General features: G+C 69.2%; 23 protein-coding genes. 11 read left to right on the plus strand and 12 right to left on the minus strand.

The genetic code is table 11. The annotated features are described in order from the left end of the window. Positions 1 to 32 precede the first annotated feature (32 nt). On the plus strand, positions 33 to 1,256 hold the full coding sequence (locus tag PVE36_RS13455) for a glycosyltransferase family 4 protein (protein WP_277453040.1): 1,224 nt from the start codon (positions 33 to 35) through the stop codon (positions 1,254 to 1,256). A gap of 4 nt (positions 1,257 to 1,260) precedes the next feature. Beyond that, positions 1,261 to 2,196 carry a hypothetical protein gene (locus PVE36_RS13460; RefSeq protein WP_277453041.1) on the plus strand — a complete coding sequence of 312 codons (936 nt, stop codon included), beginning with the start codon at positions 1,261 to 1,263 and terminating at the stop codon, positions 2,194 to 2,196. A gap of 22 nt (positions 2,197 to 2,218) precedes the next feature. Here PVE36_RS13460 and PVE36_RS13465 read toward each other — a convergent pair whose 3' ends face one another. Together PVE36_RS13465 and PVE36_RS13470 are read right to left on the minus strand one after the other, a co-directional pair. Further along, positions 2,219 to 3,178, minus strand: coding sequence for a PQQ-dependent sugar dehydrogenase (locus PVE36_RS13465; protein ID WP_277453042.1), 960 nt, complete (start codon positions 3,176 to 3,178; stop codon positions 2,219 to 2,221). A 207-nt stretch (positions 3,179 to 3,385) separates the two neighbouring features. Beyond that, positions 3,386 to 3,634, minus strand: a complete 249-nt coding sequence (locus PVE36_RS13470; protein ID WP_277453043.1) for a hypothetical protein — start codon at positions 3,632 to 3,634, stop codon at positions 3,386 to 3,388. Positions 3,635 to 3,769: 135 nt separating this feature from the next. Here PVE36_RS13470 and PVE36_RS13475 point away from each other — a divergent pair, with 135 nt between their 5' ends. Both PVE36_RS13475 and acpS read left to right on the plus strand, forming a co-directional pair. Next, positions 3,770 to 5,266: an AMP-binding protein gene (locus PVE36_RS13475; RefSeq protein ID WP_277453046.1), complete on the plus strand. Its 1,497-nt coding sequence runs from the start codon at positions 3,770 to 3,772 to the stop codon at positions 5,264 to 5,266. 1 nt (position 5,267) lies between these two features. Then, the gene (gene acpS / locus PVE36_RS13480) at positions 5,268 to 5,660 is read left to right on the plus strand and encodes a holo-ACP synthase (protein WP_277453048.1); all 393 of its coding nucleotides are present in this window, start codon (positions 5,268 to 5,270) and stop codon (positions 5,658 to 5,660) included. Here the strand turns inward: acpS and PVE36_RS13485 are convergent. The 5 genes from PVE36_RS13485 to PVE36_RS13505 all read right to left on the minus strand — a co-directional run bounded on the left by PVE36_RS13485 (position 5,645) and on the right by PVE36_RS13505 (position 11,606). After that, entirely contained in the window at positions 5,645 to 7,339 is a 1,695-nt protein-coding gene (locus tag PVE36_RS13485; RefSeq protein WP_277453050.1) for an ABC transporter ATP-binding protein, read from the minus strand. The two genes, acpS and PVE36_RS13485, sit on opposite strands and share 16 nt — an antisense overlap. A 133-nt stretch (positions 7,340 to 7,472) precedes the next feature. Next, positions 7,473 to 8,108: a CatB-related O-acetyltransferase gene (locus PVE36_RS13490; RefSeq protein WP_277453052.1), complete on the minus strand. Its 636-nt coding sequence runs from the start codon at positions 8,106 to 8,108 to the stop codon at positions 7,473 to 7,475. An 89-nt stretch (positions 8,109 to 8,197) separates the two neighbouring features. Further along, a complete protein-coding gene (locus PVE36_RS13495; RefSeq protein WP_277453053.1) occupies positions 8,198 to 9,139 on the minus strand; it encodes a glycosyltransferase in 942 nt (313 codons plus the stop codon). A gap of 140 nt (positions 9,140 to 9,279) precedes the next feature. Next, entirely contained in the window at positions 9,280 to 9,477 is a 198-nt protein-coding gene (locus PVE36_RS13500; protein WP_277453054.1) for a DUF6458 family protein, read from the minus strand. A 146-nt stretch (positions 9,478 to 9,623) separates the two neighbouring features. Next, the gene (locus tag PVE36_RS13505) at positions 9,624 to 11,606 is read right to left on the minus strand and encodes a cytochrome c oxidase assembly protein (RefSeq protein ID WP_277453056.1); all 1,983 of its coding nucleotides are present in this window, start codon (positions 11,604 to 11,606) and stop codon (positions 9,624 to 9,626) included. A gap of 82 nt (positions 11,607 to 11,688) precedes the next feature. On the opposite strand from PVE36_RS13505, the gene PVE36_RS13510 reads away from it, so the two are divergent. Further along, the gene (locus PVE36_RS13510) at positions 11,689 to 12,132 is read left to right on the plus strand and encodes a MarR family transcriptional regulator (RefSeq protein WP_277453058.1); all 444 of its coding nucleotides are present in this window, start codon (positions 11,689 to 11,691) and stop codon (positions 12,130 to 12,132) included. A 122-nt stretch (positions 12,133 to 12,254) separates the two neighbouring features. On the opposite strand, the gene PVE36_RS13515 is transcribed toward PVE36_RS13510, so the two are convergent. The 3 genes from PVE36_RS13515 to pdhA are packed head-to-tail and all read right to left on the minus strand — an operon-like array spanning position 12,255 to position 15,909. Further along, entirely contained in the window at positions 12,255 to 13,673 is a 1,419-nt protein-coding gene (locus PVE36_RS13515) for a dihydrolipoamide acetyltransferase family protein (RefSeq protein WP_277453059.1), read from the minus strand. Between the two features lie 14 nt (positions 13,674 to 13,687). After that, the gene (locus PVE36_RS13520; protein ID WP_277453060.1) at positions 13,688 to 14,677 is read right to left on the minus strand and encodes an alpha-ketoacid dehydrogenase subunit beta; all 990 of its coding nucleotides are present in this window, start codon (positions 14,675 to 14,677) and stop codon (positions 13,688 to 13,690) included. Then, complete coding sequence (gene pdhA, locus PVE36_RS13525; RefSeq protein WP_277453061.1) at positions 14,674 to 15,909, minus strand: pyruvate dehydrogenase (acetyl-transferring) E1 component subunit alpha; 1,236 nt, start codon at positions 15,907 to 15,909, stop codon at positions 14,674 to 14,676. Before pdhA ends, PVE36_RS13520 begins: the two co-directional genes overlap by 4 nt. A 401-nt stretch (positions 15,910 to 16,310) precedes the next feature. Between pdhA and PVE36_RS13530 the strand changes: the two genes are divergently transcribed. After that, positions 16,311 to 17,252, plus strand: coding sequence for a hypothetical protein (locus PVE36_RS13530; protein WP_277453063.1), 942 nt, complete (start codon positions 16,311 to 16,313; stop codon positions 17,250 to 17,252). 268 nt (positions 17,253 to 17,520) lie between these two features. On the opposite strand, the gene hisC is transcribed toward PVE36_RS13530, so the two are convergent. Then, positions 17,521 to 18,594 (minus strand): histidinol-phosphate transaminase, encoded by a 1,074-nt coding sequence (hisC, locus tag PVE36_RS13535; RefSeq protein ID WP_277453065.1) that lies wholly within the window; start codon positions 18,592 to 18,594, stop codon positions 17,521 to 17,523. Positions 18,595 to 18,804: 210 nt separating this feature from the next. Then, on the minus strand, positions 18,805 to 19,197 hold the full coding sequence (locus PVE36_RS13540) for a phage holin family protein (RefSeq protein WP_277453066.1): 393 nt from the start codon (positions 19,195 to 19,197) through the stop codon (positions 18,805 to 18,807). 138 nt (positions 19,198 to 19,335) lie between these two features. On the opposite strand from PVE36_RS13540, the gene PVE36_RS13545 reads away from it, so the two are divergent. The 5 genes from PVE36_RS13545 (at position 19,336) to PVE36_RS13565 (ending at position 24,779) form a co-directional block, all read left to right on the plus strand. Continuing rightward, complete coding sequence (locus tag PVE36_RS13545; protein ID WP_277453068.1) at positions 19,336 to 21,096, plus strand: substrate-binding domain-containing protein; 1,761 nt, start codon at positions 19,336 to 19,338, stop codon at positions 21,094 to 21,096. Between the two features lie 201 nt (positions 21,097 to 21,297). Continuing rightward, positions 21,298 to 22,572 carry an MFS transporter gene (locus tag PVE36_RS13550; protein ID WP_277453069.1) on the plus strand — a complete coding sequence of 425 codons (1,275 nt, stop codon included), beginning with the start codon at positions 21,298 to 21,300 and terminating at the stop codon, positions 22,570 to 22,572. Between the two features lie 114 nt (positions 22,573 to 22,686). After that, a complete protein-coding gene (locus PVE36_RS13555) occupies positions 22,687 to 23,082 on the plus strand; it encodes a BlaI/MecI/CopY family transcriptional regulator (RefSeq protein WP_277453070.1) in 396 nt (131 codons plus the stop codon). A 24-nt stretch (positions 23,083 to 23,106) separates the two neighbouring features. Next, positions 23,107 to 23,952, plus strand: coding sequence for a M56 family metallopeptidase (locus PVE36_RS13560; RefSeq protein ID WP_277453072.1), 846 nt, complete (start codon positions 23,107 to 23,109; stop codon positions 23,950 to 23,952). Positions 23,953 to 24,050: 98 nt separating this feature from the next. Beyond that, positions 24,051 to 24,779 (plus strand): AIM24 family protein, encoded by a 729-nt coding sequence (locus PVE36_RS13565; protein ID WP_277453073.1) that lies wholly within the window; start codon positions 24,051 to 24,053, stop codon positions 24,777 to 24,779. Positions 24,780 to 24,882 lie beyond the last annotated feature (103 nt).

The raw sequence follows: 24,882 nt of genomic DNA on the forward strand, positions 1-24,882 counted from the left end.
AGTGGGGGCAAGGATGGGACCGGGGGACAAGGATGGGACCGCTGCGGAGCACTGCCGGCACGGCCATGCCCCACGTCGTCATCATCATCCAGAACCTGCCCCTGCGTCTCGACCGACGCGTGCGCCACGAGTGCCAAGCACTGATCGCCGCCGGTTTCGCCGTGAGTGTGATCTGTCCCAAGGAATCGTCCGAGGAGGCCGACCGGCACGAGCTCGACGGCGTCGTCGTCCACTCCTACCGCGAGTACGAGAGCACCGGTGGCGTCGCGTCCTACTTCTGGGAGTTCGCAACCTGCTTCCTCCACACCGTCGGACTGAGCCTCCGAATTCATCGGGAACGACCTTTTCACGTGCTACAGGCCTGCAACCCGCCGGACATCTACTGGCCGCTCGGCGCCTTCTGGAAGCTGTGGGGTCGCCCCTTCGTCTACGACCAGCACGACCTGTGCCCGGAGGTGTACCAGGCCCGCTTCGGCGACGACGGCCGCCTGCATTCAGCCGTGCTGTGGCACGAACGTCAGACCTACCGCGTGGCCGACCGGGTCATCTCCCCCAATCCCGAGTATCGCGAGATCGCCCACGACCGGGGTGGCGTTTCCGCGGACCGAACCACGGTCGTCATGAGCACCCCCGACTCGGACCGCATGCGCCGAGGCGATGAACATCCGGGGCTGCGGCACGGCCGCAGGTACCTGGTGTGCTACGTCGGGATCATGGGGCCGCAGGACGGCGTGGATCATCTCCTCGCCGCCATCGACGCCTACGTCCACCAGCTCGGCCGGAAGGACACCCACTTCGCGCTGCTGGGCTTCGGGGACAGTGCCGAGTCCCTTCACGCAGAGTGCACCTCACGTGGTCTTGATCCGTGGGTGACTTTCACCGGACGAGTCGATCATGAGGAGATCGGCCGGTGGCTGTCCACCGCAGACCTCGGGGTCACCCCGGACCCCCCGTGCGAGTTCAACCAGCGCTCGACGATGAACAAGACCCTCGAGTACATGGCGCACGAGGTGCCGGTGGTCGCGGTCGACCTTCGGGAGACGCGCCGCTGCGCCCAGGATGCCGCATGCTACGTCTCGGGGACCGACGGGCGCGAGACCGCCCGCGCGATCTCCGAGCTCCTCGATGATCCCGGGCGCCGACAGCGCATGGGGGCGCGGGGCCGAGAGCGCATCGAGAACGCACTGGCCTGGCGACTGCAGGCGACGTCCTATGTGAAGGTCTTCGCGGATCTGACCTCGGCACGGAAGCGGTGACCCGATGGCAACCGGGACGCACGGGCAGAGCCTCGGGACCCGAGCTCGATCCGTCGCCGTGGGCGTCGCCGTCGCGGCGGCCACGGCGCTGAGTGGCTGCGACGGTGGGACGCCTGCAGACCAGGGCAGCGAGGCCACCACCTCAGCGGAGACCGTGCGGTCCTCGAGCAGCTCCCCCTCACCGTCGACGACCGAACAAGACTTCCCGGACGTACGCAGTGCCGGTGTCCCCGACGGGGTCCCCCTGACCCACTCCGATGGCCTGACCATCACCGAGGACGACACTGTCGTCGACGGGCAGGAGGTCAACGGCCGAATCATCGTGCAGGCGAATAACGTGACCATCCGCAACACCAAGGTCACCTCGAGCACCGACGTCTCCCCGCTCCAGATCGACGAGAACGCCGAGGGCACCCTCATCGAGAACGTCGAGGTCGACAACAGCGGGGAACCCGGCCTCGGCATCCTCATCCGCGGTGACGACACCACGGTGCGCGCAGCCGACATCCACTCCGCTGAGGACGGCATGAGGATCGAGGCGAGCAATGTTCTCGTCGAGGGCTGCTACATCCACGACATGCAGCGCTTCTCCGGCGGCCATCACGACTCCATCCAGATCCGCAAGGGCGATGACATCACGCTCACCGGCAACAACCTCCAGTCCTACAAGGCATCCACCTACGACCCGCAGAACGCCGCCCTCCAAATCGGCTCACTCGTCGGCGACGACCCGATCTCCAACCTCGTCGTGAGCAACAACCTCATGAACGGTGGCAACTACACCATCAACGGTGGCCGCAGTGGCGACACCGACAGCGCCCGATACACCAACAACCAGTTCGGCACCGACTACCGCTACGGCATCGTCGCCAACCTCCAGCAAGGCAGCATCTGGGAAGACTCCAATGTCGACCACGAGAGCGGCGAACCCGTCCGATAGGCCGCGCTGCCAGCAGCGGCCATCAGTCCACCTGCAGACGAACGATCCGGTCGTCCGAATCGGACGGGTCGCCGCGGCCGTCGGTGTTCGATGTCACCACCCAGAGGTCGTCATCGGGGGTGGTGACGACCGTCCGCAACCGCCCCAGACCCATGTCGAAGTCCTTGGGCTCGCCCACGGACCCGTCCTCGCCCAGCGGGATGTACCAGAGACGCTCCCCCATGAGCGCCGACATCCAGACGCCCTCATCGGTCACCGCGATCCCCGAGGGTGAGGCCTCGGACGTTCCCCAGGTGACCAGGGGGTTGGTGTAGTCGGAGTCGTCGGCCCACCCTTCGATCTCCGGCCACCCGTAGTTGGCGCCGGACTCGATGAGGTTCAGCTCGTCGTACATGCTGCTGCCGAACTCCGAGGCGTACATGGTCCCGTCGCTCGTCCACCCCAGGCCCTGGACGTTGCGGTGCCCGTAGCTCCAGACCTCGTTGTCGAACGGATTACCCGGCGCAGGCTCACCCGACGTGGTGATGCGAAGGATCTTCCCGGCCAGGCTCGACGTGTCCTGCGGGAGGTCGAGGTTTCTGGTGTCCCCGGTCGTGACGTACAGGTAGCCGTCCGGGCCGAATGCCAAGCGCCCCCCGGAGTGGTTCTCGTTCGTGGGGATCCCCTCGAGGATGACCTCCTGGTTGACCAGCTCGTCTCCGTCGATGTCGTAGCGCACCACCCTGTTGTCCGACTCGGTCGTGAAGTACAGGTAGATGCCGTCATCGGGTCCCACGGCCAGCCCCAGCAGACCGTCCTCGCTGGCGTGCTGCACATCGGGAACGGCCCCCTCCTCACCTCCCGCGTCCAGCACGGTGGTGTCGCCATCCTCGTCGAGGCGAAGCACCTCGCCGGAGTCCCGCAACGTCACCACGGCGGTCCCGTCCGCGAGGAAGTCCACATCCCAAGGCGTCTCGAGGCCGCTGGTGATCGTCTCGCCCACGGAGACGTCCTCCACAGCACCCGAGGGCCTCGAACCACCTTCGTCCGAGTTGCTGTGGTCAGGTACCGCCCCTCCCCTCGGCTCGTCGTCGGAGGGGGACGCGCTGCAACCGGCCGTGATGGCGGCGGCGGCAACTCCGGCCAGAAGCAGACGCATCCGACGGTGGTGGTTCACTCGTGACATCGGAACTCCCGGGGACCGCACGACTCACAACTTGCGCGCCACGAAACCAGTGATGTTCGCGACGCTGTCCAAGTTGGCGGGAACCGTCTCGTGGTCGGCGATCTCGACCCCCAGATCACCCTCGAGGAACTCCACCAGCTCGAGGACCCCCGTCGAGTCAAGGATCCCGCTCTCCAGCAGTGACTCCGTGTCACCGGGCATCTTGCTGACATCACCGAAAAGAAAGTTGTTCAGGATGAAACCCCGAACCTCACTCGCCACTTCTTCACTCATCCCACCCTCACCCCAAGACCCGGTGCGACAACCGCTCCCCCGGCTGTTGAGTGATCACGCTACCCTAGGCAGGGCCTCTTGGGCGACGAAATCCGCCAGTCGTTCGGGCGCAGACCATTCGGCGAGGAGTGGCACGTGGCTGAGCATCTCATCAACATCGGTGACGAGCTGCTCCGCGTCGGTCGTGCGGACTCCATCGCCATCATCGACCGCGATGGTCCCCACACCTACGCACAACTTCGGGAAGCCGCTGACGCCGTGGGTCATTCCATCAGTGAGTGGAACCTTGACGCAGGTGCCCGCATCGGGCTGCTCAGTCGGAACTCACTCTTCTGGGCCGCGGCCTATCTCGCCATCCTCCGTTCCGGGCACGTGGCAGTCCCCTTCGCCACCAATCTCACGGTCTCGGACATCCGGGCGCGGGCACGCTTCGTCGACTGCGATGCCTTCGTGCTGGACACCGGGCTGAAGCGCCTTGCCGAAGGAGTGGCGATGGAAGCACGCCACGTGGTCGACGAGAGCGTGCTGTCGGCACCACACCACCGGGGGGACACCACGAGGCCGGTCGACCCCGATGAGGATGCCGTGCTGATGTTCACCTCCGGAACCACCTCCGCCCCGCGCGCCGTCCGGGTCAGCCACCGCAACATCCGTGCGAACACCGACTCCATCGTGGAGTACCTCGGTCTCACGGCGGATGACCGGGTTCTCGTGGTGCTGCCGTTCACCTACTGCTATGGCGCTTCGCTGCTGCACACCCACCTGAGTGTCGGCGCCAGCCTCTCCGTCTGCGACACCTTCACCTTCCCGGAGACGGTGATCGAGACGATCCGCCGCGACGCGTGCACCGGCTTGGCCGGCGTGCCGTCGACCTACCAGCTGCTGCTCCGGGCGAGCTCTTTCGCCACGGCCCGGCTGCCCTCGCTCAGGCTCCTCCAGCAGGCCGGCGGACGACTCCCCCAGTCACAGGTCGACGCGGTGGTGGCGGCCCAACCCCAGGCCCGATTGTTCGTCATGTACGGGGCGACGGAGGCCACATCACGCATGTCCTATCTTCCTCCGGAGCTCCACGACGAGCGCTCCGGTTCGGTCGGTCGGGGGATTCCCGGCGTGTCCTTGATCGTCGTCGACGAGAACGGGGAGGACCTCCCGCCCGGTTCCGTCGGCGAGCTGTTCGCTCGCGGGGACAACATCACCCGCGGGTACTGGAACGATCCCGAGGGAACGGCCGAACGCTTCGTCGACGGCGGGTTGCTCACCGGGGACTTGGGCTACGCCGACGCTGACGGCTTCGTCTACATCGTCGATCGCAAGGCGGACTTCATCAAGTCCTGGGGGATACGTATCTCCAGCCACGAGATCGAGGACGCCGTGGTCTCCATGCCCGGGGTGACCGCCGCCGCGGCTGTCGGTCGCCCGGACGAAGCAGCAGGCGAGGCCGTCGTCGTCTTCTACGTGTCCTCCGACGTCACCCCGGCCCAGGTCCTCGCCCACTGCCGCGCCACGATGGCCCGGCACCTCGTCCCGGATGAGGCCCGCCCCATCGCCCAGCTCCCGCTCAACCGCAACGGCAAGGTCGTCAAGTCCGAGTTGAAGGCCATGGCCGCCACGGTCACGGAGACTCGGAGCTGAGTTGGCGGACCTCGTCGGGGTGGGCACGGACGTCGTCGATGTTGCCCGCATCGAGCGACTCGTATCGCGCGGTGGCCGGCGGTTCCTCGAGCGCTGGTTCCGGACCGCCGAGATCGACTACTGCCTCAGCGGTGCCCGTGCGGTGCGCGTCGCGGCACTGCTCGCAGCCAAGGAAGCAGCGGTGAAGTCCCTCGGCGCACCGGGCGAGGGGCCCGTGCCATGGAAGCAGATCGAGGTCACCCATGACCCCGCCACCGGGCTGCGCCTTCACGGATCGATGTACGTCTGGGCCGTGTCCGCTGGAGGCCTCACCTTCCATGTGACGACGGCCCACACCCCCGACCTCGCGATGGCCACGGTCATCGCTCTACGGAGCGGTCAGACGCCGGCCTGACGCTGCGTGATTTCGTTGACCTCGCGGAAGAAGTCGCTCTGCTCCATGACCTCGGCCTGCGTTCCGATCGCCGAGACTCGTCCGTCGACCATCACCAGAACGCGATCGCACACCGACAGGGTCGACAGACGGTGGGCGATGAGGATCGTGATCGTCTGGCCCTTGATGTGCTCGATCGACTGCTGCACCAGCTCCTCCGACCGTGCGTCCAGGGCGCTGGTTGGTTCATCCAGGACGAGGACGGCGGGCTCCTCGGCCAGCGCCCGAGCGAGGCAGATGCGTTGGCGTTGACCGCCGGACACCGCACTGGCACGTTGCCCGATGACCGTGTCGTACCCCTGCGGCCATGACATGACGTCGTCGTGGATCTGCGCCTGTTTCGCCGCCCGGACCAGTGCTTCATCGGAGATCCAGTCACGGTGAAAGGCGATGTTCTCCCGAACCGTGCCCCAGATGACCTGCGAGGACTGGGGGACATAAGCCACCTGTCGTTGCCAGTCCGCGCGCCGAAAGGCGCGTGCATCCTCGCCGTTGACGAGCACGGCGCCCGTGTGCGGATCACGCAATCTCAGCAGGACCTGGACGATCGAGGACTTGCCTGCACCGGAGGGCCCGACGATCCCGATCGCCTCACCCCGTCGCAGATCGAAGGTGACGTCGTGGAGGACGTTCGTGCCGTCGCGATAGGCGAAGGAGACGTGCGAGAGCCCCAGTGTCCGGATCTCATCAAGGGTCTGCGGACCGTCCTGCTGCGGGCTGGCCCGATAGCGTTCGAGCGCATCGGCAATCTGGTTCATGAAGGGGACGCGCTCGTCGATCATGGTGACGGCCGACTGGATCTGCTGCGCAAACGTCAGGGCTCGGATCAGGAGCAGGATGACCGCGGCCAGCCCGGCGACGTCGCCGGCACCAACGACCGCGACCGTGATCAACGCGACCACCAGCAGCAGGAGGGCCACCCCCTGGTAAAGGCCTGGCAGGCCGACTGCCATGAACCTCGTGCGAGCGTAGGGTCGCCGCACGGCGTTGACGTGGTGATGAAAGCTGGCGCGGAAGGCCCCCGTCGCGCCGAAGACCTCGGTCTCCTCAGCCATTTGAACGACCTGTTGGACCGTGTTCGTGAAGGACATGGCCTCCCGGCTCAACACCTTTGCGTGACGGCGCAGCCTGCGTGCCAGCGGCCGCAGCGCGAAGAACAGCAGCAGGCATGCCGTCATGAACACAGCGGCAGCCACGAAGTTCTGCACGAAGGCTCCGACGGCCATGGCGAGGAACATCACGACCGCCGTCATGCCGAGGCCCATCTGGATCGCGGTCATGGCCGTGTAGGTCGCGTTCTGGGTCATGAGGTTCTGGAAGGAGCCATCACGTTCCTTGGACTTCACCGCCCACGACGTCGAGGTGAAGGACTCGAACAACGCGATGCGCAGGTCGGACAGCACTCGGGAACTCATCCGGGCAGGGATGTACGCCAGCAACAGCTGGAGACCAGCCCGGGCCACTGCCGCTGCGATGGCGACGGTGAATGTCGTGGACTGGGACAGCTCCACGGTGACGGGCCCGAACCGGTGGGAGATCCCTTGCTGCGCATCCGTGAGCCCGACCGCCATGGTTGCGATGAGCATCAGCAACCCGGCCTCGACGAGCCCGGCGATGATCGACACGACGACGATCGCCACGAGAAGCAGACGGGACGAGCGAAAGAAGGGGGACAGTCGCCGCCACGCGTGTCTGCTGCGCAGCACTGTCCGGATGGGCCCCCGGTGCTGCCACCTGGCCCTCCCGACAAGCTCGGGCGACCGGCCCGACGCCTCAGGCGTCGACATCGTGGGCGTCGATGAAGCGCTGGATGTCGTCGGACATCATGAGGTCCAGTGAGGCCACGATGCGCTCGTCACTCCAGTCCCACCACTTGATCCGCAGCAGCGCAGCGATCTGTTCCGGCGTGAATCGGAATCCGGCGACCCGTGCGGGGTTCCCCAGCGCGATGGCATACGGCGGCACATTCGACCGGACGACGCTGCCGGCCCCGACCACGGCGCCGTCGCCCACCGTCACGCCGGACAGGATCAGCACATCGTGGCCGATCCACACGTCGTTCCCGATGACGATGTCGCCCAGCCCCCGGGCAGTGGGGCCATCCGCCTGATACCAGCCGTCGAAGGGCGGGTACTCCCCGAACCGGTAGGTGGTCACGAAGTCCGTGCGGTGCTCGCCCCCGAGAAGCACCTCGGTGCCGGCGGCGATGGAGCAGAAGTGTCCGATGGTGAGGGCGCTGCCCGGGGAGCGGTTGGCGATCTTCAGGTACCCCCACGAGTACCGGCCGATGTCGTAACGCGCCAGATCGGGGCGCTCGTCCAACCTCCGCGGAGGCGTGTCCAGGATCTTGCGCTTGACCCTCCCCAGCCGCTCGCGCGCATCTCGGCGAATCCTGTTCGTCAGCGTCATGTCCTGAGCACCTCCCGCACTGCATGGACAACCCTCCCCATGTCTCTCGAGACGGCACACATGAACCAACTCGAGTGACTCACGACACCCTAGCGGGCCTCCGGCTGGTCGGACCCTCCAAGCCGGCCCACCTCGACGCGAGTGCGAATGGCCAGAGCGAGCACGTGCCATGCGGCGGCATACCGGTGGTAGGTCTCGCCCACGACAAAGGCGACACGCGCCCGAGGCGTCCGCAGCTCGGGGGCTCTAGCCCGACGGACGGCTCCGATGGGTGGGACGAGGGACCGGGCCGTGGGCCACGGGGACACGGTCGCCCCGCCGGCGAGCCGATCCCGTTCATGCCCCCCGCGAATGACCCTGCGCAACTTCGAGTTCAGTGCGTGGAAGGAGTCTCGCGCTGGGTGGCGCACCTGTGCATCGCGACAGAACACCGTCCGCGCCCCGCGGCCGTGGGCTCGTTGCCCCCACTCGATGTCCGCACCGGAGAACAGCTCGTGGAGGAAGGGTCCGGTGTCGTCGAACACCGCCCGGGTCGTTGCCATGTTGGCGGTGACGCAGCCTCCGCCCCTTTGGACGTAGACCTGCTGAGGGAACGCGTGGACCAGCTCATAGGCCTCGACAGGGTGTGGTCTGCGGTCGTCCCTGACGTCGACCGCCACGTGCCCGGCGACGACATCCGCACCGGCGCCCAGTGCCGCGACGAGTTCTTCCACCCACGACTCATCGGGGAGGCAGTCTGCATCGGTGAAGGCCAGGACCGTGCCGTGGCTGGCCAGGACAGCGGCATTGCGCGCGGCGTAGGACCCGCCTGCGGGCTCGGTGACCACCCGCACACCCTCGTCCGCGAGCACGCCCCTGAACGGCACGGCGCTGCCGTTGTCGGCCACGATGATCTCGATGAGGTCGGCAGGGTATGTCTGGCGCCGGATCATGGCCAGACACTGCGTGAGCCGTGGGTCATCGCGCACCGGAATGATCACCGACACTCGTGGCAGGTCCCCCATGAGGACCATCCTGATCCGTCGGGTCACCCACTTCAACCCTCGCCGACGACCGGCGTTCGCGACGGAGGCTCTGCAGGGCGTTCAGGGGTCGGGCTTCTGGCCGAGCCCATGACGAAGGGGGCTGCCCACCGGCCGGCCGGTGGCAGCCCCCTTCGTCATGCGTGGGCTCAGAAGCGGTCCTCGTGGACGACCGTCTTGCGTCGGCGATCGAAGACGAAGCTGAGGATGATCGCCAGCACGCCCAGGACGATGGCGATCCAGCCGATGGCCCCCAGGTCCAGGCCCGCGATCATCATGTCGCCGTTGTAGGCGAAGACGATGATGAGGCCGATGAGCAGAAGGAAGATGCCGGCTCCGATGTACATGCTCCACTCCGTTCCCCGGCCGCGCGGCCGGTGTCGGTCTCCGCGGGGTCGCGCGGAACAGGTTTCGGCCCTACTGGACCGTCACGTGCAGACTATCGGCGAACGCCCGGCATCCGGGGATTTCACGCGGGGCGGCGGCCCCGCACTCACTCGCTGTCGCGCCGGGCCAGGCTGGCCAGGTGGGCGTTGTAGGCCGCCAGCTCGGCGTCCCCGTCGCGGTCGGCGCGACGGTCGGTGCGCGCCTTCTCCTTGTCGTCCGACTTCATCCACTGCCAGGTCACGGCGATCGCGAGGATGATCGTCGGCACCTCGCCGACGCCCCACGCGATGGCGCCGCCGGTGCGCTGGTCGGCGAGCGGGTCGGTCATCCATGACAGGTCCAACCGACCGAAGTAGTTGGCCGCCAGCAGCTCGGTGGACTGGGTGATGAGCACACCGAAGAACGCGTGGAAGCTGATCGTGACGAAGAGGACCACGAGCAGCGCGATGGGCGACCAGCGCTTCGGGCCGGGGTCGACGCCGATGAGCACCCAGGTGAAGAGGTACCCGCTCATGACGAAGTGCAGCATCATCAGCACGTGCCCGGTGTGGGTGCGCATGGCGAGCTCGAAGAGCGGGCTGTAGTAGAAGATCGCCAGGCTGAAGAAGAACAGCGCCGCGGCGACGGCGGGGTTGGCGAGCACGCGCAGGTACGTCGAGTGCACGACCGTGAGGATGAACTCCCGCGGCCCCAGGGTCTTGTCCTTGCGGGCGGGCAGCGCGCGCAGCGCCAGGGTGATCGGGGCCCCCGGGACCATCAGCAGCGGCGCGATCATCGCCACACCCATGTGCTCGACCATGTGCCAGGAGAAGAGGACCCGGCCGTAGACCCCCGGACCGCCGGAAGTGAAGTAGACGAAGACGAGCCAGCCGATCACCCAGCTGATCGTGCGCAGGAGCGGCCAGTGGTCACCGCGGGTGCGCAGGCGCAACACCCAGCGCACGTAGACGAAGATCGCGATCGCGGCGACGGTCACCCACAACCAGTCGATCTGCCACGCGGTGATCCAGCTCAGGGAGTCCGGCGGGCCAGGGTCGAGGTAGCCGGAGAGGTCGTAGACGATCGAGGTCTCGGGGCGCTCCTCGGCGGTCGGCGGGGTCGGGGTCCGACCGACCGCGGCGCCCAGGCCGAAGGCCGCGGCCATGACCGCGACCTCTCCGAGGGCGAGACGGGTGAAGGGGGTGGCCCCCTTCGTCATGTCGCCGAGGGCGGTGATGGCGCGCTGCCGGTGCCACCAGCCCGCGACACCGAGGATGACCGCGGCGATCGTCTTGAGGATGAGCAGGACGCCGTAGCGGGAGGCCAGACCGGACAGCGCCCCCATGTTGATCCACGCGGCGAGCAGGCCCGAGCCCACGAGCAGGACGAAGCACCAGCCCGCCACCACCGAGTAGCGCCGCACGGTCACCTGGAGGTGCGAGCCCAGCGACGGGCGGATGACCACCAGGGCGATGAGGCCGCCGACCCACACCGTCGCCGTGAGGAGGTGGAACGCGAGGGCGTTGACCCCGCCCATGTGGTCCAGGCTCGCTGCGGAGTGGCCGGACAGGGCCAGCGGGAGGAGTGCGAACAGACTGGCGGCGGAGAGCCAGCCGAGGGCGGCCTTCGACTCCGCGAGCGGCGCGCTCAGCGCAACGACCGCGACGATGATCGAGGAGATGGTGGCGGTGCGGGTGGCGTCGAGCTCCCAGATGAAGGCGGCCAGCTGCGTCAGGTAGCCCGGGTCGGTCAACCGGATACCGGCCAGCGAGGCGAAGTTGGTGAGCAGCCCTCCGATGCCCGCAAGGAACCAGACGATCGCCGCTCCCCCTGCGAGGTGGGCGAGCGTGCGCCGGCGGGTGGTGCGGGTGGTCTCCGGGACGATGAACGCCGCGAGGACGAGCGCGCCGATGGTCACCGCGGCCGCGCCGTCGTGGACGGCGCGCAGGGTCGGCAGGGACCAGCGCACGAAGGGGCCGGGGTCACCGAGCTGCAGGGGTGCCGCTCCCCCACCGAACGCGGTGGCGGCCACCACGACCAAGACCGTGAGGACGCCGAAGAGGGCCACGGGGCGCGAGGTGGTGCGGGGGGAACTCGCGGAGGGGGGCATGACGTCTAATCTAGGCAACGCACCTGAAGAGTCCCTCCCCGGTGCTCCTCAGCGTCCGTCACCAACCGTCAGGAGGCACCGCGTGTCCGCGTCTGCCGGCCAGCTCAGCGTCAGCATCATCCGGATGCTGCGCATGCTGCACGCCACCCGCGCCCGGGCTCCTCGCGTGCACCCCGGCCTCGAGCCGAGCCACCACGCGGTGCTCGTCGCGCTGCGCGACAGGCCGGCCCGGGTCGGCGACATCGCCGAGCGCAACATCTCCGACGCCTCCACCGTCAGCCGTCAGGTCAGCCACCTGACCGCGCTCGGCCTCGTCGAGAAGGTGCCGGACCCGCAGGACGGCCGCGCGCAGGTCGTGGCCCTGTCCGACGAGGGGAGGGCCGTCCTCGACGAGCTCGTCGCCCGCCGCGAGGCGTGGTTCGAGGAGTTGCTCGCGGACTGGCCCGACGAGGACGTGGAGACCTTCATCCACTACCTCGACCGCTTCTGCGACACCGTCGCCGCGGACCAGCGCCACCAGCCCTGAGCTCGGGTGCCCGCAACTGCTTAGGCTCCTGCGAGACCCAGGCCGCAACTGCTTGGGCTCCTGCGAGACCCGGCCCGCAACTGCTTGGGCTCCTGCGAATCGTGGGCCGGGCCCCTGACCCCTCAGGCCCAGAGGAAGGCCGTCCCCGGGTCGTGGAGCAGGGCGGCGACGTCGGCGAGCAGCTTGCTGCCCAGCTCACCGTCGACGAGCCGGTGGTCGAAGGAGAGCGCGAGCTGGGTGACCCAGCGCGGCTCGATCGACTCGCTGCCGTCGGCACCGGTGACCACCCACGGCGTGCGCCGCACCGCACCGAAGGCGAGGATGGCGGCCTCACCCGGGTTGAGGATCGGGGTGCCCGTGTCGACGCCGAAGACGCCGACGTTGGTGATCGTCGCGGTCCCACCGGACAGGTCGGCCGGCTGCGTCTTGCCCTCACGGGCCGTGGCGACGAGGTCACCCAGCGCACCGGCGAGGTCGTGCAGGGAGAGCCGGTCGGCGGCCTTGATGTTGGGCACGAGCAGCCCGCGGGGGGTGGCCGCGGCGATGCCGAGGTTGACGTCGCGGTGGTAGACGATCTCCTGCGTGGCGTCGTCCCAGCTGGCGTTGGCCTCCGCGTGCCGGCGCAGCGCCAGGGTGAAGGCCTTGGCGACGACGAGCAGCGGCGTGACCTTCACGTCCCGGAAGGACCGGTCGCCCTTGAGCCGCTCGACCATGTCCATCATCGCCGTGACGTCGACGGTGACGAACTCGGTCACGTGCGGCGCGGTGAACGCCGAGGAGACCATCGCCTGCGCCGTCGCCCTGCGCACGCCCTTGATCGGCACCCGGGTCTCCGCAGGGCCATCGGCGAAGGGGGTGACACCAGTGGCGGAAGCAGCGGCAGCGCCGCCGGTCGCACCGGTCGCACCGGCCGCACCCGTGGACCCGGAGGCCGCCGACTCCACGTCGGCGCGGGTGACGATGCCCCCTTCGCCCGTGGGGGTGACCGACTGCAGGTCGACGCCGAGGTCCTTGGCGAGCTTGCGCACCGGCGGCTTGGCCAGGGCCCGGGTCGCCTGCGGGCTCAGCGGCTCGGTCGGAGCAGCCGGGGCCGGGGCTTCCGGGGCCGGCGCGGGCTCGGGGGACACCGGTGCGGCAGCTGCGGGGTCGGCGGCTGCGGGCGCTGCACCCTTGCGGGCGCGACGGCGGGTGCTGCCGGCCTTGGCGCCGTAGCCGACGAGGTTGGGGCCGGCCGACTCGTCGGCCTCGCCCGCGCCCTCCGCCGGGGCCTCACCCGCCGGGGCGGCCTCGGGCGCGCTGCCCTCGACCTCGACGGCGATGATCGGGGCGCCCACGTCGACGGTGTCGCCCTCGGCCACGAGCAGCTCGGTGATCGTGCCCGCGAAGGGGATCGGCAGCTCGACGAGGGACTTGGCGGTCTCGACCTCGATGATGATCTGGTTGACGGTGACGGTGTCACCGGGCTGGACCTTCCAGGAGACGACGTCGGCCTCCGTGAGGCCCTCGCCGGGGTCGGGCAGGGTGAAGTGCTGTACGGCCACGGTGGTCCTCCTGGTCAGTGGGCGAGCGAGCGGTCGACGGCGTCGAGGACGCGGTCGAGGGTCGGGAGGAACTCCTCCTCGAAACGGCTCGGCGGGTAGGGGATGTTGTAGCCCCCGACCCGCAGCACCGGCGCCTCGAGGTGGTAGAAGCACTCCTCCTGGATCCGGGCCGCGATCTCCGCCCCCATCCCGACGAAGGTCTGCGCCTCGTGGACGATGACCGCACGCCGGGTCTTCTTCACCGACTCCATGATCGTCGGCAGGTCCAGCGGGCTGAGCGTGCGCAGGTCGACGACCTCGAGGTTGCGCCCCTCCTCCGCCGCGGCCTCGGCCGCCTGCAGGCAGGTCTTGACCATCGGGCCGTAGCACAGCAGCGTCGCGTCGCTGCCCTCACGGACCACGCGGGCGTCGTACAGACCGAGCTCGGGGGTGCCCCCTTCGTCGATCTCGGTCTCGCCGCGCTCGTGGTACCGGCGCTTGGGCTCGAAGAAGATCACCGGGTCGTCGGACTCGATCGCCTGCTGCATCATCCAGTAGCCGTCCGCCGCGTTGCTGCAGGTGACCACCCGCAGGCCGGCGGTGTGCGCGAAGTAGGCCTCGTTGGACTCGCTGTGGTGCTCGACCGCGCCGATGCCACCACCGCAGGGGATGCGGATGACCAGCGGCAGCTTGAGGTGCCCGAGCGAGCGGGCGTGCATCTTGGCGACCTGCGAGACGATCTGGTCGAAGGCCGGGTAGACGAAGCCGTCGAACTGGATCTCCACGACGGGCCGGTACCCGCGCAGGGCCAGACCGACCGCGGCCCCGACGATGCCGGACTCGGCGAGCGGGGTGTCCATGACGCGGTGGTCGCCGAAGTCCTTCTGCAGGCCCTCGGTGATGCGGAAGACGCCGCCGAGCTTGCCGACGTCCTCCCCCATGAGCACGACCTTGGGGTCCTTCTCCATCGCGCGCCGCAGTCCGGCGTTCAGGCCCTTGGCGAGGCTGAGGCGGGTGCCGCTCATGCCTGGCCCCCTTCCTCGGCGAAGCCGGCGTGGTAGGCGAGGAACTCCTCGCGCTCGGCCTCCACCAGCGGGTGGTACTCGGTGTACTGGTGGTCGAACATCGTCGGCAGCTCCGGGTCGGGCATCTCCTGGCAGGCCTTGCGCACGCGCGCGGCGATCTCGTCGGCCTCCGCGTCGACGGCGGCGAAGAACTCCTCGTCCGCGTGGTTGCGCTCGGCCATGAAGCCGCGCATCCGCTTGATCGGGTCCTTCTCCTTCCAGATCTCGACCTCGGCGCTGCTGCGGTACTTGCTCGGGTCGTCGGAGGTCGTGTGCGCACCCATCCGATAGGTGTAGGCCTCGATGAGGGTCGGGCCCTGACCGGAGCGGGCCTTGTCGAGCGCGTCCTTGGCGACCGCGTAGGTGGCCAGCGGGTCGTTGCCGTCGACGAGCACGCCGGGGAAGCCGAAGCCGCGGGCGCGCTGGTACGGCGGGATGATGAACTGCTTCTCGTTGGGCTCGGAGATGGCCCACTGGTTGTTCTGCACGAAGAACACGGTCGGCGCGTTGGTCACGGCCGCGAAGACGAGCGCCTCGTTGAAGTCGCCCTGGCTCGTGCCACCGTCACCGGTGAAGGCCATCACGGCCGCGTCCCGGTCCGGGTCGCCGGTGCCCATGTCGCCGTCAGCGGCGATGCCCATGGCGTAGCCGACCGCGTGCAGCATCTGGTTGCCGATGACGATCGTGTAGAGATGGAAGTTGTTCTCGTTGGAGTCCCACCCGCCGTGGTTGACCCCGCGGAACATCCCGAGGAGGTTCTCCGGCGGCACGCCGCGGCACCAGGCGACGCCGTGCTCGCGGTAGCCGGGGAAGGCGTAGTCGTGGTCGCGCAGCGCGCGACCGGCGCCGACCTGCGCGGCCTCCTGGCCGAGGAGGCTCGGCCACAGGCCGAGCTCACCCTGGCGCTGGAGCGCGAAGCCCTCGGCGTCGATGCGGCGCACGAGGACGAGGTCGCGGTAGATGATCCGCGCGTCCTCGCTCGTCATCTCCTCGACGATCTGCGCGTAGGGAGCGTTGGTCTCGTTGGTGTCCAGCCGGTTGCCGTCCGCGTCGACGAACTGCACCATCTCCGGGTTCTCGTCCGAGAAGTGCCCGTAGATCTGCGACGGGGGCGTCGGCCCCGACTCGGGTGAGGGCTGGAAGGCCCCCTCCATGCGGGACCGGGCGTGCCCGGCGACCTCGTTGTCGCTCAACTGATGCTCCCTTCGCTCCACGTCCCGGGGGATCGCCCCGTGCCGCGGCAGTGAGGTGCGCCGCCAACGGCGCAACGTTCGGCTGCGGCCGGCTTGTGACCGGGACCACAGATCTCTTGGTGTCGACCCAACCTAGCGTCTCACTGGCTGGACGCCCAAACCCCGCCCGGCCCCCGGATCTCGCAGGAGCCCAAGCAGTTGCGAAGGGGGCTGGGCCCGGACCTTGCAGGAGCCTAAGCAGTTGCGAAGGCTCGCAAGAGCCTAAGCAGTTGCGAAGGGGGCGGGCCCAGATCTCGCAGGAGCCTAAGCAGTTGCAGGGTTCCCCCGCAGAGTCACTCCCTCGGTCGCGCCCCTGTGGAAATCCCATCGGCGGGGGGCGTCGATTCCGGCAGGCTTGCCCTGTGCGACCAACACTGCGGATCGACCCGGCGGACCTCGGCGACCTGCCCCTGTTCGACGCCGCGGAGGCCAGATCCATGGGAATCTCCGCACACGATCTCGCGATCCTGGTGCGCCGCGGATTGCTGTGGCGAGTGGAGCGCGGGTGGTACTCGACCCAGTTGGATGCGGCGGAGGAGGAGAGACACGTCCTGCGGACCGTCGCCGCTCTGCAGCTGCACGGCGAGGAGTCCGTCGCGTGCCGGCACTCCGCGATCCTGCTCCACGGGCTTCCCCTGGCGCGCACGGACCTCTCGGTCGTCGAGATCGGCAAGGTCAACGCATCCCACGGTCGAGTGCGGCAGGGGGTACGAGTGAGTCGAACGCCCGCGGACGGGCATGACGTCCGCGAGCTCGTCGCTCCCATCGCCAACCGGCCCGTCCGCGTAGCGGGTCCTGCGAGAGCCATCGTGGGGACTGCTCTGAACAACAATCCGCTCGGAGCCCTGGTCGCCGCCGACCACGCGGTGCGGCACGGCTTGTGCACTCACGTGCAGATCGAGCAGGACCTCTCGAGCATGCGCGGCTTCAAGGGGGTGGCCCGTGCGAGAGATGCCCTCGCACACATAGATCCGCGGCACGAGTCGCCGGGAGAGACCCTGACTGCCGACGTCCTGCGTCGCCGACCGTGGGACTTCGACCCGCAGGTCAATGTGGTGGCACGAGGCCGTCGGTACCGCCTTGACTTCGCCCTGCGAGAGCACAGGGTCGCCATCGAGTTCGACGGCGCGATCAAGTACACCGACCCCGGCGTCATGGAGGAGCAGCTCGCGCGTGAAGCTGACCTGCGCGCCGAAGGTTGGGTGGTCGTTCGAATCACCTGGGGGGACCTCACGGACGAGGCGAAGATCCACGGCCTTCTCTCTGCGGCAGTCGCCGCCGCCACCAGGGCGCAGGCTGCCTGACTCACCGCTCGCAGGAGCCTAAGCAGTTGCGAAGGGGGCGGGCCCGGACCTTGCAGGAGCCTAAGCAACCTTGCAGGAGCCTAAGCAGTTGCGAAGGGGGCGGGCCCGGACCTTGCAGGAGCCTAAGCAACCTTGCAGGAGCCTAAGCAGTTGCGAAGGGGGCGGGCCCGGACCTTGCAGGAGCCTAAGCAGTTGCGAAGGGGGCGGACCCGGACCTTGCAAGAGCCTAAGCAGTTGTGAAGGGGGCGGGCCCGGACCTTGCAAGAGCCTAAGCAGCTGCGAAGGACTCGGCGACCTCGATGAGGCGGTCGTTCGCCTCGGGCTCGCCGATGGTCACACGCACCCCATCGGTGCCGTAGGGCCGCACGGACAGGCCGGCCTCGTCGCACGCCGCCACGAAGTCAGGGGTGCGCTCCCCGAGCGGGAACCACACGAAGTTCGCCTGCGTCACCGGGACGTCCCACCCGGCCGCGCGCAGTCCGTCGACCACCCGGGCCCGCTCGGCCACGAGCCGCTGCACGCGCTCGTCCAACTCCCCCTTCGCCTCCAACGACGCGACGGCGGCCACCTGCGCGAGGTGGTTGACGCCGAAGGGGGTCGCGGTCTTGCGCAGTGCCTCGGCCACCGGCGCGTCCGCCACCGCGTACCCGACGCGCAGGCCGGCCAACCCGTACGCCTTGGAGAAGGTGCGCAGGAGAACGACGTTGCGGTGCTCGCGCCGCAGCGCCAGCCCGTCGACGGCGTCCTCACCGTCGACGAACTCCAGGTAGGCCTCGTCGACGACGACGAGCACGTGCGAGGGCACCTTCGCGATGAAGTCGACCAGCTCGGTGTGGGTCACCGAGGGGCCGGTCGGGTTGTTGGGGGTGCACACGAGCACGACCTTGGTGCGGTCGGTGATCGCGGCGGCCATGGCGTCGAGGTCGTGGCGGTGCTCGTCGGTCAGCGGCACCATGACCGGGGTCGCCCCGGCGATCCGCGTGACGATCGGGTACGCCTCGAAGGAACGCCACGCGAAGACCACCTCGTCCCCGGCGTCGCACATCGCCTGGATGATCTGGCCGAGCACGCCGACCGACCCGGTGCCGGTCGCGACCTGCTCGCGGGGCACGTCGAGGTGCGCGGCGAGGGCGTCGGTGAGGGCGCCGACACCCATGTCGGGGTAACGGTTGATCTCGGCGGCGCGCTCGCGCACGACCTCGAGCACCGAGGGCAGCGGCGGGTACGGGTTCTCGTTCGAGGAGACCTTGTAGACCGTCAACCCCTCACGCGGCGTCGGAGGTTTGCCGGCGACGTAGGCCGGGACCTGGTCGAGGGCGGAGCGCAACCGGGGGGAGTCCATGGAGCGCACCATAACCACTCGTGGGCGGCAGCTGCTTAGGCTCCTGCGACCCTCCCGACGCAACTGCTTAGGCTCCTGCGAGTTCCGGGCCGCACCCGGGTGCAACTGCTTAGGCTCCTGCGAGTTCCGGGCCGCACCCGGGTGCAACTGCTTAGGCTCCTGCGAAGGGGGAGGTTCGGGGGTGGGTCGGGTCGTCGGTTCGGGCTCCGGTCAGTCGTCGTCGGGCTCGGGCAGGATCCAGCTGAGCACCATCGCGACGATCGTGACGATGAGGGCACCGAGGACGGCGTCCCACCAGAACTCCTCGATGACGAAGCTCAGGCCCAGCGGCTCGGAGATCCACTCCGTCAGCTGCAGCAGGAAGGCGTTGACCACGAAGGTGAACAGCCCGAGCGTCAGGACGATCAGCGGGAACGCGAGCAGCTTGGCGATGGGCTTGACGACCGCATTGACCACGCCGAAGATCAGCGCCACGAGGACGATGGTGGCGAACTTCGAGGCGAAGGTCGCCTCGCTCTCGGCGAGGACGATGCCGTCGATGAGCCACGCCGCGACCCACAGGGCCACCGCGTTGACAGCCGTTCGGATGAGGAAATTGGTCATACGGACAGCATGGCAGGTGACGGTCGGGGGTGAGGTCCGTTACCCATAGGTCACTACGGGCCCACACGAGCAGTCCGGTGCGCCATACTTGCGCGCGGCTGGTGACGACCCGTCGCCGGTGACGAAGGAGTGCCACACATGAGTGCCGAGGACCGACCCGGTCGGCGACGCGACCTCTGGGACGACGACGAGGACCTCACCTCGTCGAGTCCGGCTGCCCCCGAGCCAACCACGTCCGGGCGGCCGTCGCACGACGGAAGCACACCCGCGGCCCCCAGCCGCCGCAGCCTCCACCGCGGGCGGCGTCGCCGCCTCCCCTGGTGGGTGGTGCTGCTCGTGCTCGTCCTCGTCGCGCTGCTGTGCCTGGGCGGCGCGTGGTCCTTCCTGCGCGGCGACGGGTCCGCCTCCTCCTCGTGTGGCGCCCCGCTGGCCGTCTCCGCGGCGCCCGAGATCGCCGAGCCCCTCGAGGAGGCCCTGGACAAGGTCGAGGGTGAGTGCACCGACTACCGCGTCAGCGCCGTCTCCGCCTCCACGGCCACCGAGAACATCAACGAGGGCATGGCCCCCGACGTGTGGGTCCCGGACAGCTCGACGTGGATCGACGCGATCGACCAGGAGGCCACCCCCGGCCAGTGGCTCGAGGGCCAGTCCATCGCCTCCTCCCCGATCGTGCTGGCCGCCGGGTCCGAGGCCGAGGGCGCGCCGAGCGAGGCGGCGACGTGGACGCGGGTCATCGACGACGAGGGCGACCTGCTGATGGCCAACCCCGACATCGACACGGCCAGCCGCCTCGCCTTCCACGCCAGCCGCGTCGGCCAGCCCGGGCGGATCGGCCTAGAGACCGGTGAGCGACTGATCTTCCTGTCGCGCTTCGCCGCTCCCTCGGTCAACAAGCTCTTCGAGGACTACGCGAACGACCCGGAGAAGAACACCCCCTTCCCCGCGTCCGAGCAGGAGATCGCCACCTTCAACCAGGAGCACGACGACCTCCCGCCCCTGCGCGCAGTGCTGCCCGAGAAGGGCACGCTCTCGCTCGACTACCCGTGGATCACCAACCCGGAGCTGACGGGTGAGGCCCTCGAGGCCGCCGACAAGGCACGCACCGAGCTCGGGACCATCGACGTGCGCGAGTCCCTGACGAAGGCCGGGTTCCGTGACGCCAACGGCCAGGACGGCCCGACGATCGCAGGGCAGGAGGCCGCTCCGGTCGAGGAGCTCGATGCACCGGATCGCAACGAGCGGGTCGCGCTCGTCGAGCAGTGGGACATCATGCGCACGGACATGCGGATGCTCGCCGTCATCGATGCCTCCGGATCCATGGAGTGGTCCAGCACGACGCCGGGCATGAGCCGCTGGGACGTCACCCAGGGCTCGCTGCTCACGGGTGTCGACATGCTTCCCGCCGGCAGCGAGGTCGGGGCGTGGGTCTTCAGCTCCGACCGCAAGGGTGGCCACGACTACGAGCCGGTCGCCGACGTGGTCGCCCTCAACGAGGCGAAGGGGGGCGGCACCCACCGCGATCACCTGCGCTCCATCGTCGAGGACGGCGACAGGTACCTCGGTGGCGACACCGGGCTCTACGACTCGATCTGGGCGGCCCACCAGAGGATGGTCGAGGACTACGACCCCGAGTTCGTCAACTCGCTCGTCGTCTTCACCGACGGGGAGAACGACGACCCCAACGGTGGGCTCTCCCTGACCCAGCTGCTGACCAAGCTCGACGACTCCTACGACGCGCAGCGCCCGGTCCGGGTCATCACGATCGGCATGGGTGAGGCCGACGCGTCCGCGCTGCAGAAGATCGCGGACGAGACCGGCGGCACCTCCTACATCGCAGAGACCCCGGAGGACATCGAGCGGGTCTTCGTCGAGGCGCTGCTCGCCCGCGGCTCGGGCTGACCCTCGCTGATCGTGGTGCGACGACGGACACGAGACCACCGCACCGTGGTTTCGAGGCTCCCTCGCTGCGCGAACTCACACCTCAACCACCGGGGGCGCGAGGGAGCGGTCGAAGGGGGTTCAAGGCTCGCTCGCTGCGCGAACTCACACCTCAACCACCAGTGTGGTCAGGACGCGAAGGGGGGCGGCTAGGGTGACGCGGTGCGTCGCCTGAGGGCCCTGCTGGCCGACACCCGCCCCCTGCGGGTCCCGGCGTACCGCAGGCTCTTCACCGCGCAGATCGTCACCGTGATCGGCGCCCAGCTGACGGTCGTCACAGTGCCGGCGCAGATCTACTCGATGACCGGGTCGAGCGCCTACGTCGGCCTGACGGGCGTCTTCGGCCTCGTGCCCCTCGTGATCTTCGGCCTCTACGGCGGCTCGCTCGCCGACCACGTCGACCGGCGGCGGCTGCTCACCTTCACCACGTGGGGCCTGATCGTCACCTCGTTCGTCTTCTTCCTCCAGGCCGCCCTGGGCAACACCAACGTCTGGCTGCTGCTGACGATCTTCTCGATCCAGCAGGCCTGCTTCGGCATCAACCAACCCACGCGCTCGGCCGTGCTGCCGCGGATCGTCCCGCACGAGATGCTCCCGGCGGCCAATGCCCTGAACATGACCGTCTTCACCGGCGGCGCCATCGCCGGACCCCTCGTGGGCGGAGCGCTCATCCCGGTCCTCGGCTTCTCGTGGCTCTACCTCGTCGACACCCTCTTCCTCTTCGCCACCCTCTGGGCGGTGATCTCCCTCCCTTCGCTCCCGGTCGAGGTGGTGGCCGGCTCCTCCCCCGGCCTGCGCTCGGTCATCGACGGCTTCCGCTACCTCGCGACCCAGCCGGTGCTGCTCATGTCCTTCGTCATCGACCTCATCGCGATGGTCTTCGGCATGCCGCGTGCGCTCATCCCGGAGATGGCCGACATCGACTTCGGTGGGCCGGCCGAGGGCGGGCTCGCCTTCGCGGTCCTCTTCGCCGCGATGCCGGCCGGGGCCTTCCTCGGCGGAGTCCTCTCGGGGTGGGTCTCGCGGGTGGAACGGCACGGGCTGGCGGTCGTCGTCGCCGTCCTCGTCTGGGGTGGGGCGATGGTCGGGTTCGGCGTGGCGGTGGCCCTCGCTGACGGTCGCGCCGGCGGCTGGCTGGCCCTGGCCGTCGTGCTCTTCGCGGCCGGCGGTGCGGCCGACGTCGCGTCCGCGGCCTTCCGCTCGACGATGCTGCAGAGATCGGCGACGGATACGATGCGCGGGCGGCTGCAGGGCGTCTTCATCGTGGTCGTGGCCGGCGGCCCGCGACTGGCCGACGTCCTCCACGGGCTCGTCGCGAGCAGCCTCGGCGCGGCTGCGACGACGATCCTCGGCGGCGCGCTCGTCATCGTCCTCACCCTGGCGGCGTCGGCGGCGGTGCCGGCCTTCGTGCGCTACCGGGTCCCGCGTGCGGGATGAGGACCCGCCGGGTGAAAACTCAGGAAGCACGCGTATCATCAACTACATCGTGTCGTACACCCTGCCGCGGACAGACCACGTGGATGCGACCCGACGATCGGGAAGGAGCCGGACATGCCCAAGAACGCGATACTGGGTGACCTCGAGCAGGCGATCATGGACGTGCTGTGGACCGACGGCGGGGCGCTGACCGTGCGGGAGGTCCTCGACCGCCTCACGGCCCGCGACCTCGCGTACACGACCGTCATGACCGTCCTCTCCCGCCTCGAGACCAAGGGCGTGACGACCCGCGAGCGCGATGGTCGCGCCTGGCGCTACCGCGCGGCGGCCACCCGCGAGTCGATGACCGCGCAGGCCATGCGCGGCCCGCTGGACGACCTGAGCGGCGAGGACCGGCAGGCCGCGATCCTGCACTTCCTCTCCGAGGCGAGCGCCGACGACCTGGACGCCGTGCGGGTCGCGATGGCCGAGGTGGAGGCGAAGGGGGATCGCCCGCGCCGCCGTCGCTGAGGCGGATGCGGCAAACTCGATGGGGTGATCGCCACCCTGTTGCTGCTCTGCGCAGCGGCACTCATCGCCGTCCCGCACGTGCTCGTGCGGACCGAGCGGCTGCGCCGCAGCCCGCGCGCGGCGCTCATCCTGTGGCAGGCGCTCTCGTTGTCCGCGGTGCTCTGCCTGCTCGGTGCGGGGCCGATCGCGTGGCTGCGGCCGCGACCACTGCCCCCGCTCCCGGGCGGCGTCGTGACCGCTCTGGCCACCATCGCCTCGCTCGGCGTGCTCATCCACCTGCTCGTGCGCGCCCACGACGTCGACTCCCGGATCCGGAGAGCGCGCGAGGAGCACCGGCAGCTCGTCGACCTCGTCGGGCGCCACGAGGGGGAGCACACCCGCGTCCTGCGGTCCGAGCAGGTGGCCGCCTACTGCGTCCCGGGAGCCCGCTCGCGGCTGGTCATCACCGACGCGCTCACCGCCCTGCCCGCTGACCAGCTGGCCGCGGTCGTCGCCCACGAGGAGGCGCACCTGCGCGAGCGGCACGATCTGGTCCTCGAGTTCTTCACGGTGCTGCACACCGCGACGCCGCGGTTCCTGCGCACGGACGCCGCGCTGACGGAGGTGGCCCTGCTCATCGAGATCATCGCCGACCGGGCCGCATGGCGGGAGGTCGGCGAGGTCTCCCTCGCGCGCGCGATCCTCTCCCTCGCCGAGGCTGCGGGAGAGGAGGTCCCCACGGGCATCTCCGCCGGGGCCGGCGCGGCGGCGACGAGGATCCGGCTGCTCTTGGGCGACGAGCCGGCGCCGTGGCAGACCCTCGCTCTCTACCTCTTCTGCGTCGCCGCGCCGGCCACCCCGCCGGTGCTGTCGGTGCTCGTGGCCGGGTGACCGCTGAGCACAACTGACCATGGCCCGTTCGGGGGCGCCGGTCATACAGTGATCGGCAGGCACCCACGGGGGGATGTCATGACCAGAGAGGATCCACCATGCCCATTCACGGCACGCTGTTCCAGGAGTTCAAGGAGGAGTCGACCTCCGACCAGTTCTCGCTGCAGAACAAGAAGATGCTCAAGGTCCAGATGGGGCACGGCCCCGTCATGGCCAAGTCCGGCTCGATGGTCGCCTACCAGGGGGACGTCCGCTTTGCGAACAAGGGCTCCGGCGGCCTGGACAAGTTCATCAAGAAGGCCGTCACCGGCGAGGGCGTCGACATGATGACCTGCTCGGGGCAGGGCGAGCTCTTCCTCGCCGACTCCGCCAGCGAGATCCAGGTGATGTACCTCGAGAACGACATGATCTCGGTCAACGGCAACAACATCATGGCCTTCTCCGCGTCGATCGACTGGGACATCCACCGCATCCAGGCCCGCGGTGCGGCGATGACCGGCGGTCTGTACAACGTCACCCTGCGGGGCACCGGCTACGTGGCGATCACGACGAAGGGGGACCCGGTCGCCCTCGACGTCTCCGGCGCCCCGACCTTCGCCGACGCGCAGGCGGTCGTGATGTGGACGGCCAACGTGCGGATGGACATCAAGGTCGACACGGGCGGCCTGAAGTCGATGATCCGCGGCGGCACCGGGGAGATGCTGCAGATGGCCTTCGGCGGCGAGGGCTACGTCCTCGTCCAGCCGGCGGAGTCGGTGGCCGACGGCGGGCACCAGCAGTCCTCGGGGAGCAGGGGCTCCGGCCTGAGCGACTTCCTCGGCGGCTGACCAGCACCGACGAGGCCCCACCGACCACGAACCCCGCTGCGCACGCAGCGGGGTTCGTGGTCGTTGAGCGCGGTTCGCGGGCGGTGAGCGGCCCCACCGTGGC

This window comes from Janibacter sp. DB-40 (assembly GCF_029510815.1).
Taxonomy (GTDB): Bacteria; Actinomycetota; Actinomycetes; order Actinomycetales; family Dermatophilaceae; genus Janibacter.

Bases quoted from the DNA above. Each gene is read 5' to 3' on its own strand.
- PVE36_RS13455 (WP_277453040.1), top strand. From the start codon at position 33: ATGGGACCGCTGCGGAGCACTGCCGGCACGGCCATGCCCCACGTCGTC.
- PVE36_RS13460 (WP_277453041.1), top strand. From the start codon at position 1,261: ATGGCAACCGGGACGCACGGGCAGAGCCTCGGGACCCGAGCTCGATCC.
- PVE36_RS13470 (WP_277453043.1), bottom strand. From the start codon at position 3,634: ATGAGTGAAGAAGTGGCGAGTGAGGTTCGGGGTTTCATCCTGAACAAC.
- PVE36_RS13490 (WP_277453052.1), bottom strand. From the start codon at position 8,108: ATGACGCTGACGAACAGGATTCGCCGAGATGCGCGCGAGCGGCTGGGG.
- PVE36_RS13500 (WP_277453054.1), bottom strand. From the start codon at position 9,477: ATGTACATCGGAGCCGGCATCTTCCTTCTGCTCATCGGCCTCATCATC.
- PVE36_RS13505 (WP_277453056.1), bottom strand. From the start codon at position 11,606: ATGCCCCCCTCCGCGAGTTCCCCCCGCACCACCTCGCGCCCCGTGGCC.
- PVE36_RS13520 (WP_277453060.1), bottom strand. From the start codon at position 14,677: ATGAGCGGCACCCGCCTCAGCCTCGCCAAGGGCCTGAACGCCGGACTG.
- hisC (WP_277453065.1), bottom strand. From the start codon at position 18,594: ATGGACTCCCCCCGGTTGCGCTCCGCCCTCGACCAGGTCCCGGCCTAC.
- PVE36_RS13540 (WP_277453066.1), bottom strand. From the start codon at position 19,197: ATGACCAATTTCCTCATCCGAACGGCTGTCAACGCGGTGGCCCTGTGG.
- PVE36_RS13545 (WP_277453068.1), top strand. From the start codon at position 19,336: ATGAGTGCCGAGGACCGACCCGGTCGGCGACGCGACCTCTGGGACGAC.
- PVE36_RS13555 (WP_277453070.1), top strand. From the start codon at position 22,687: ATGCCCAAGAACGCGATACTGGGTGACCTCGAGCAGGCGATCATGGAC.
- PVE36_RS13565 (WP_277453073.1), top strand. From the start codon at position 24,051: ATGCCCATTCACGGCACGCTGTTCCAGGAGTTCAAGGAGGAGTCGACC.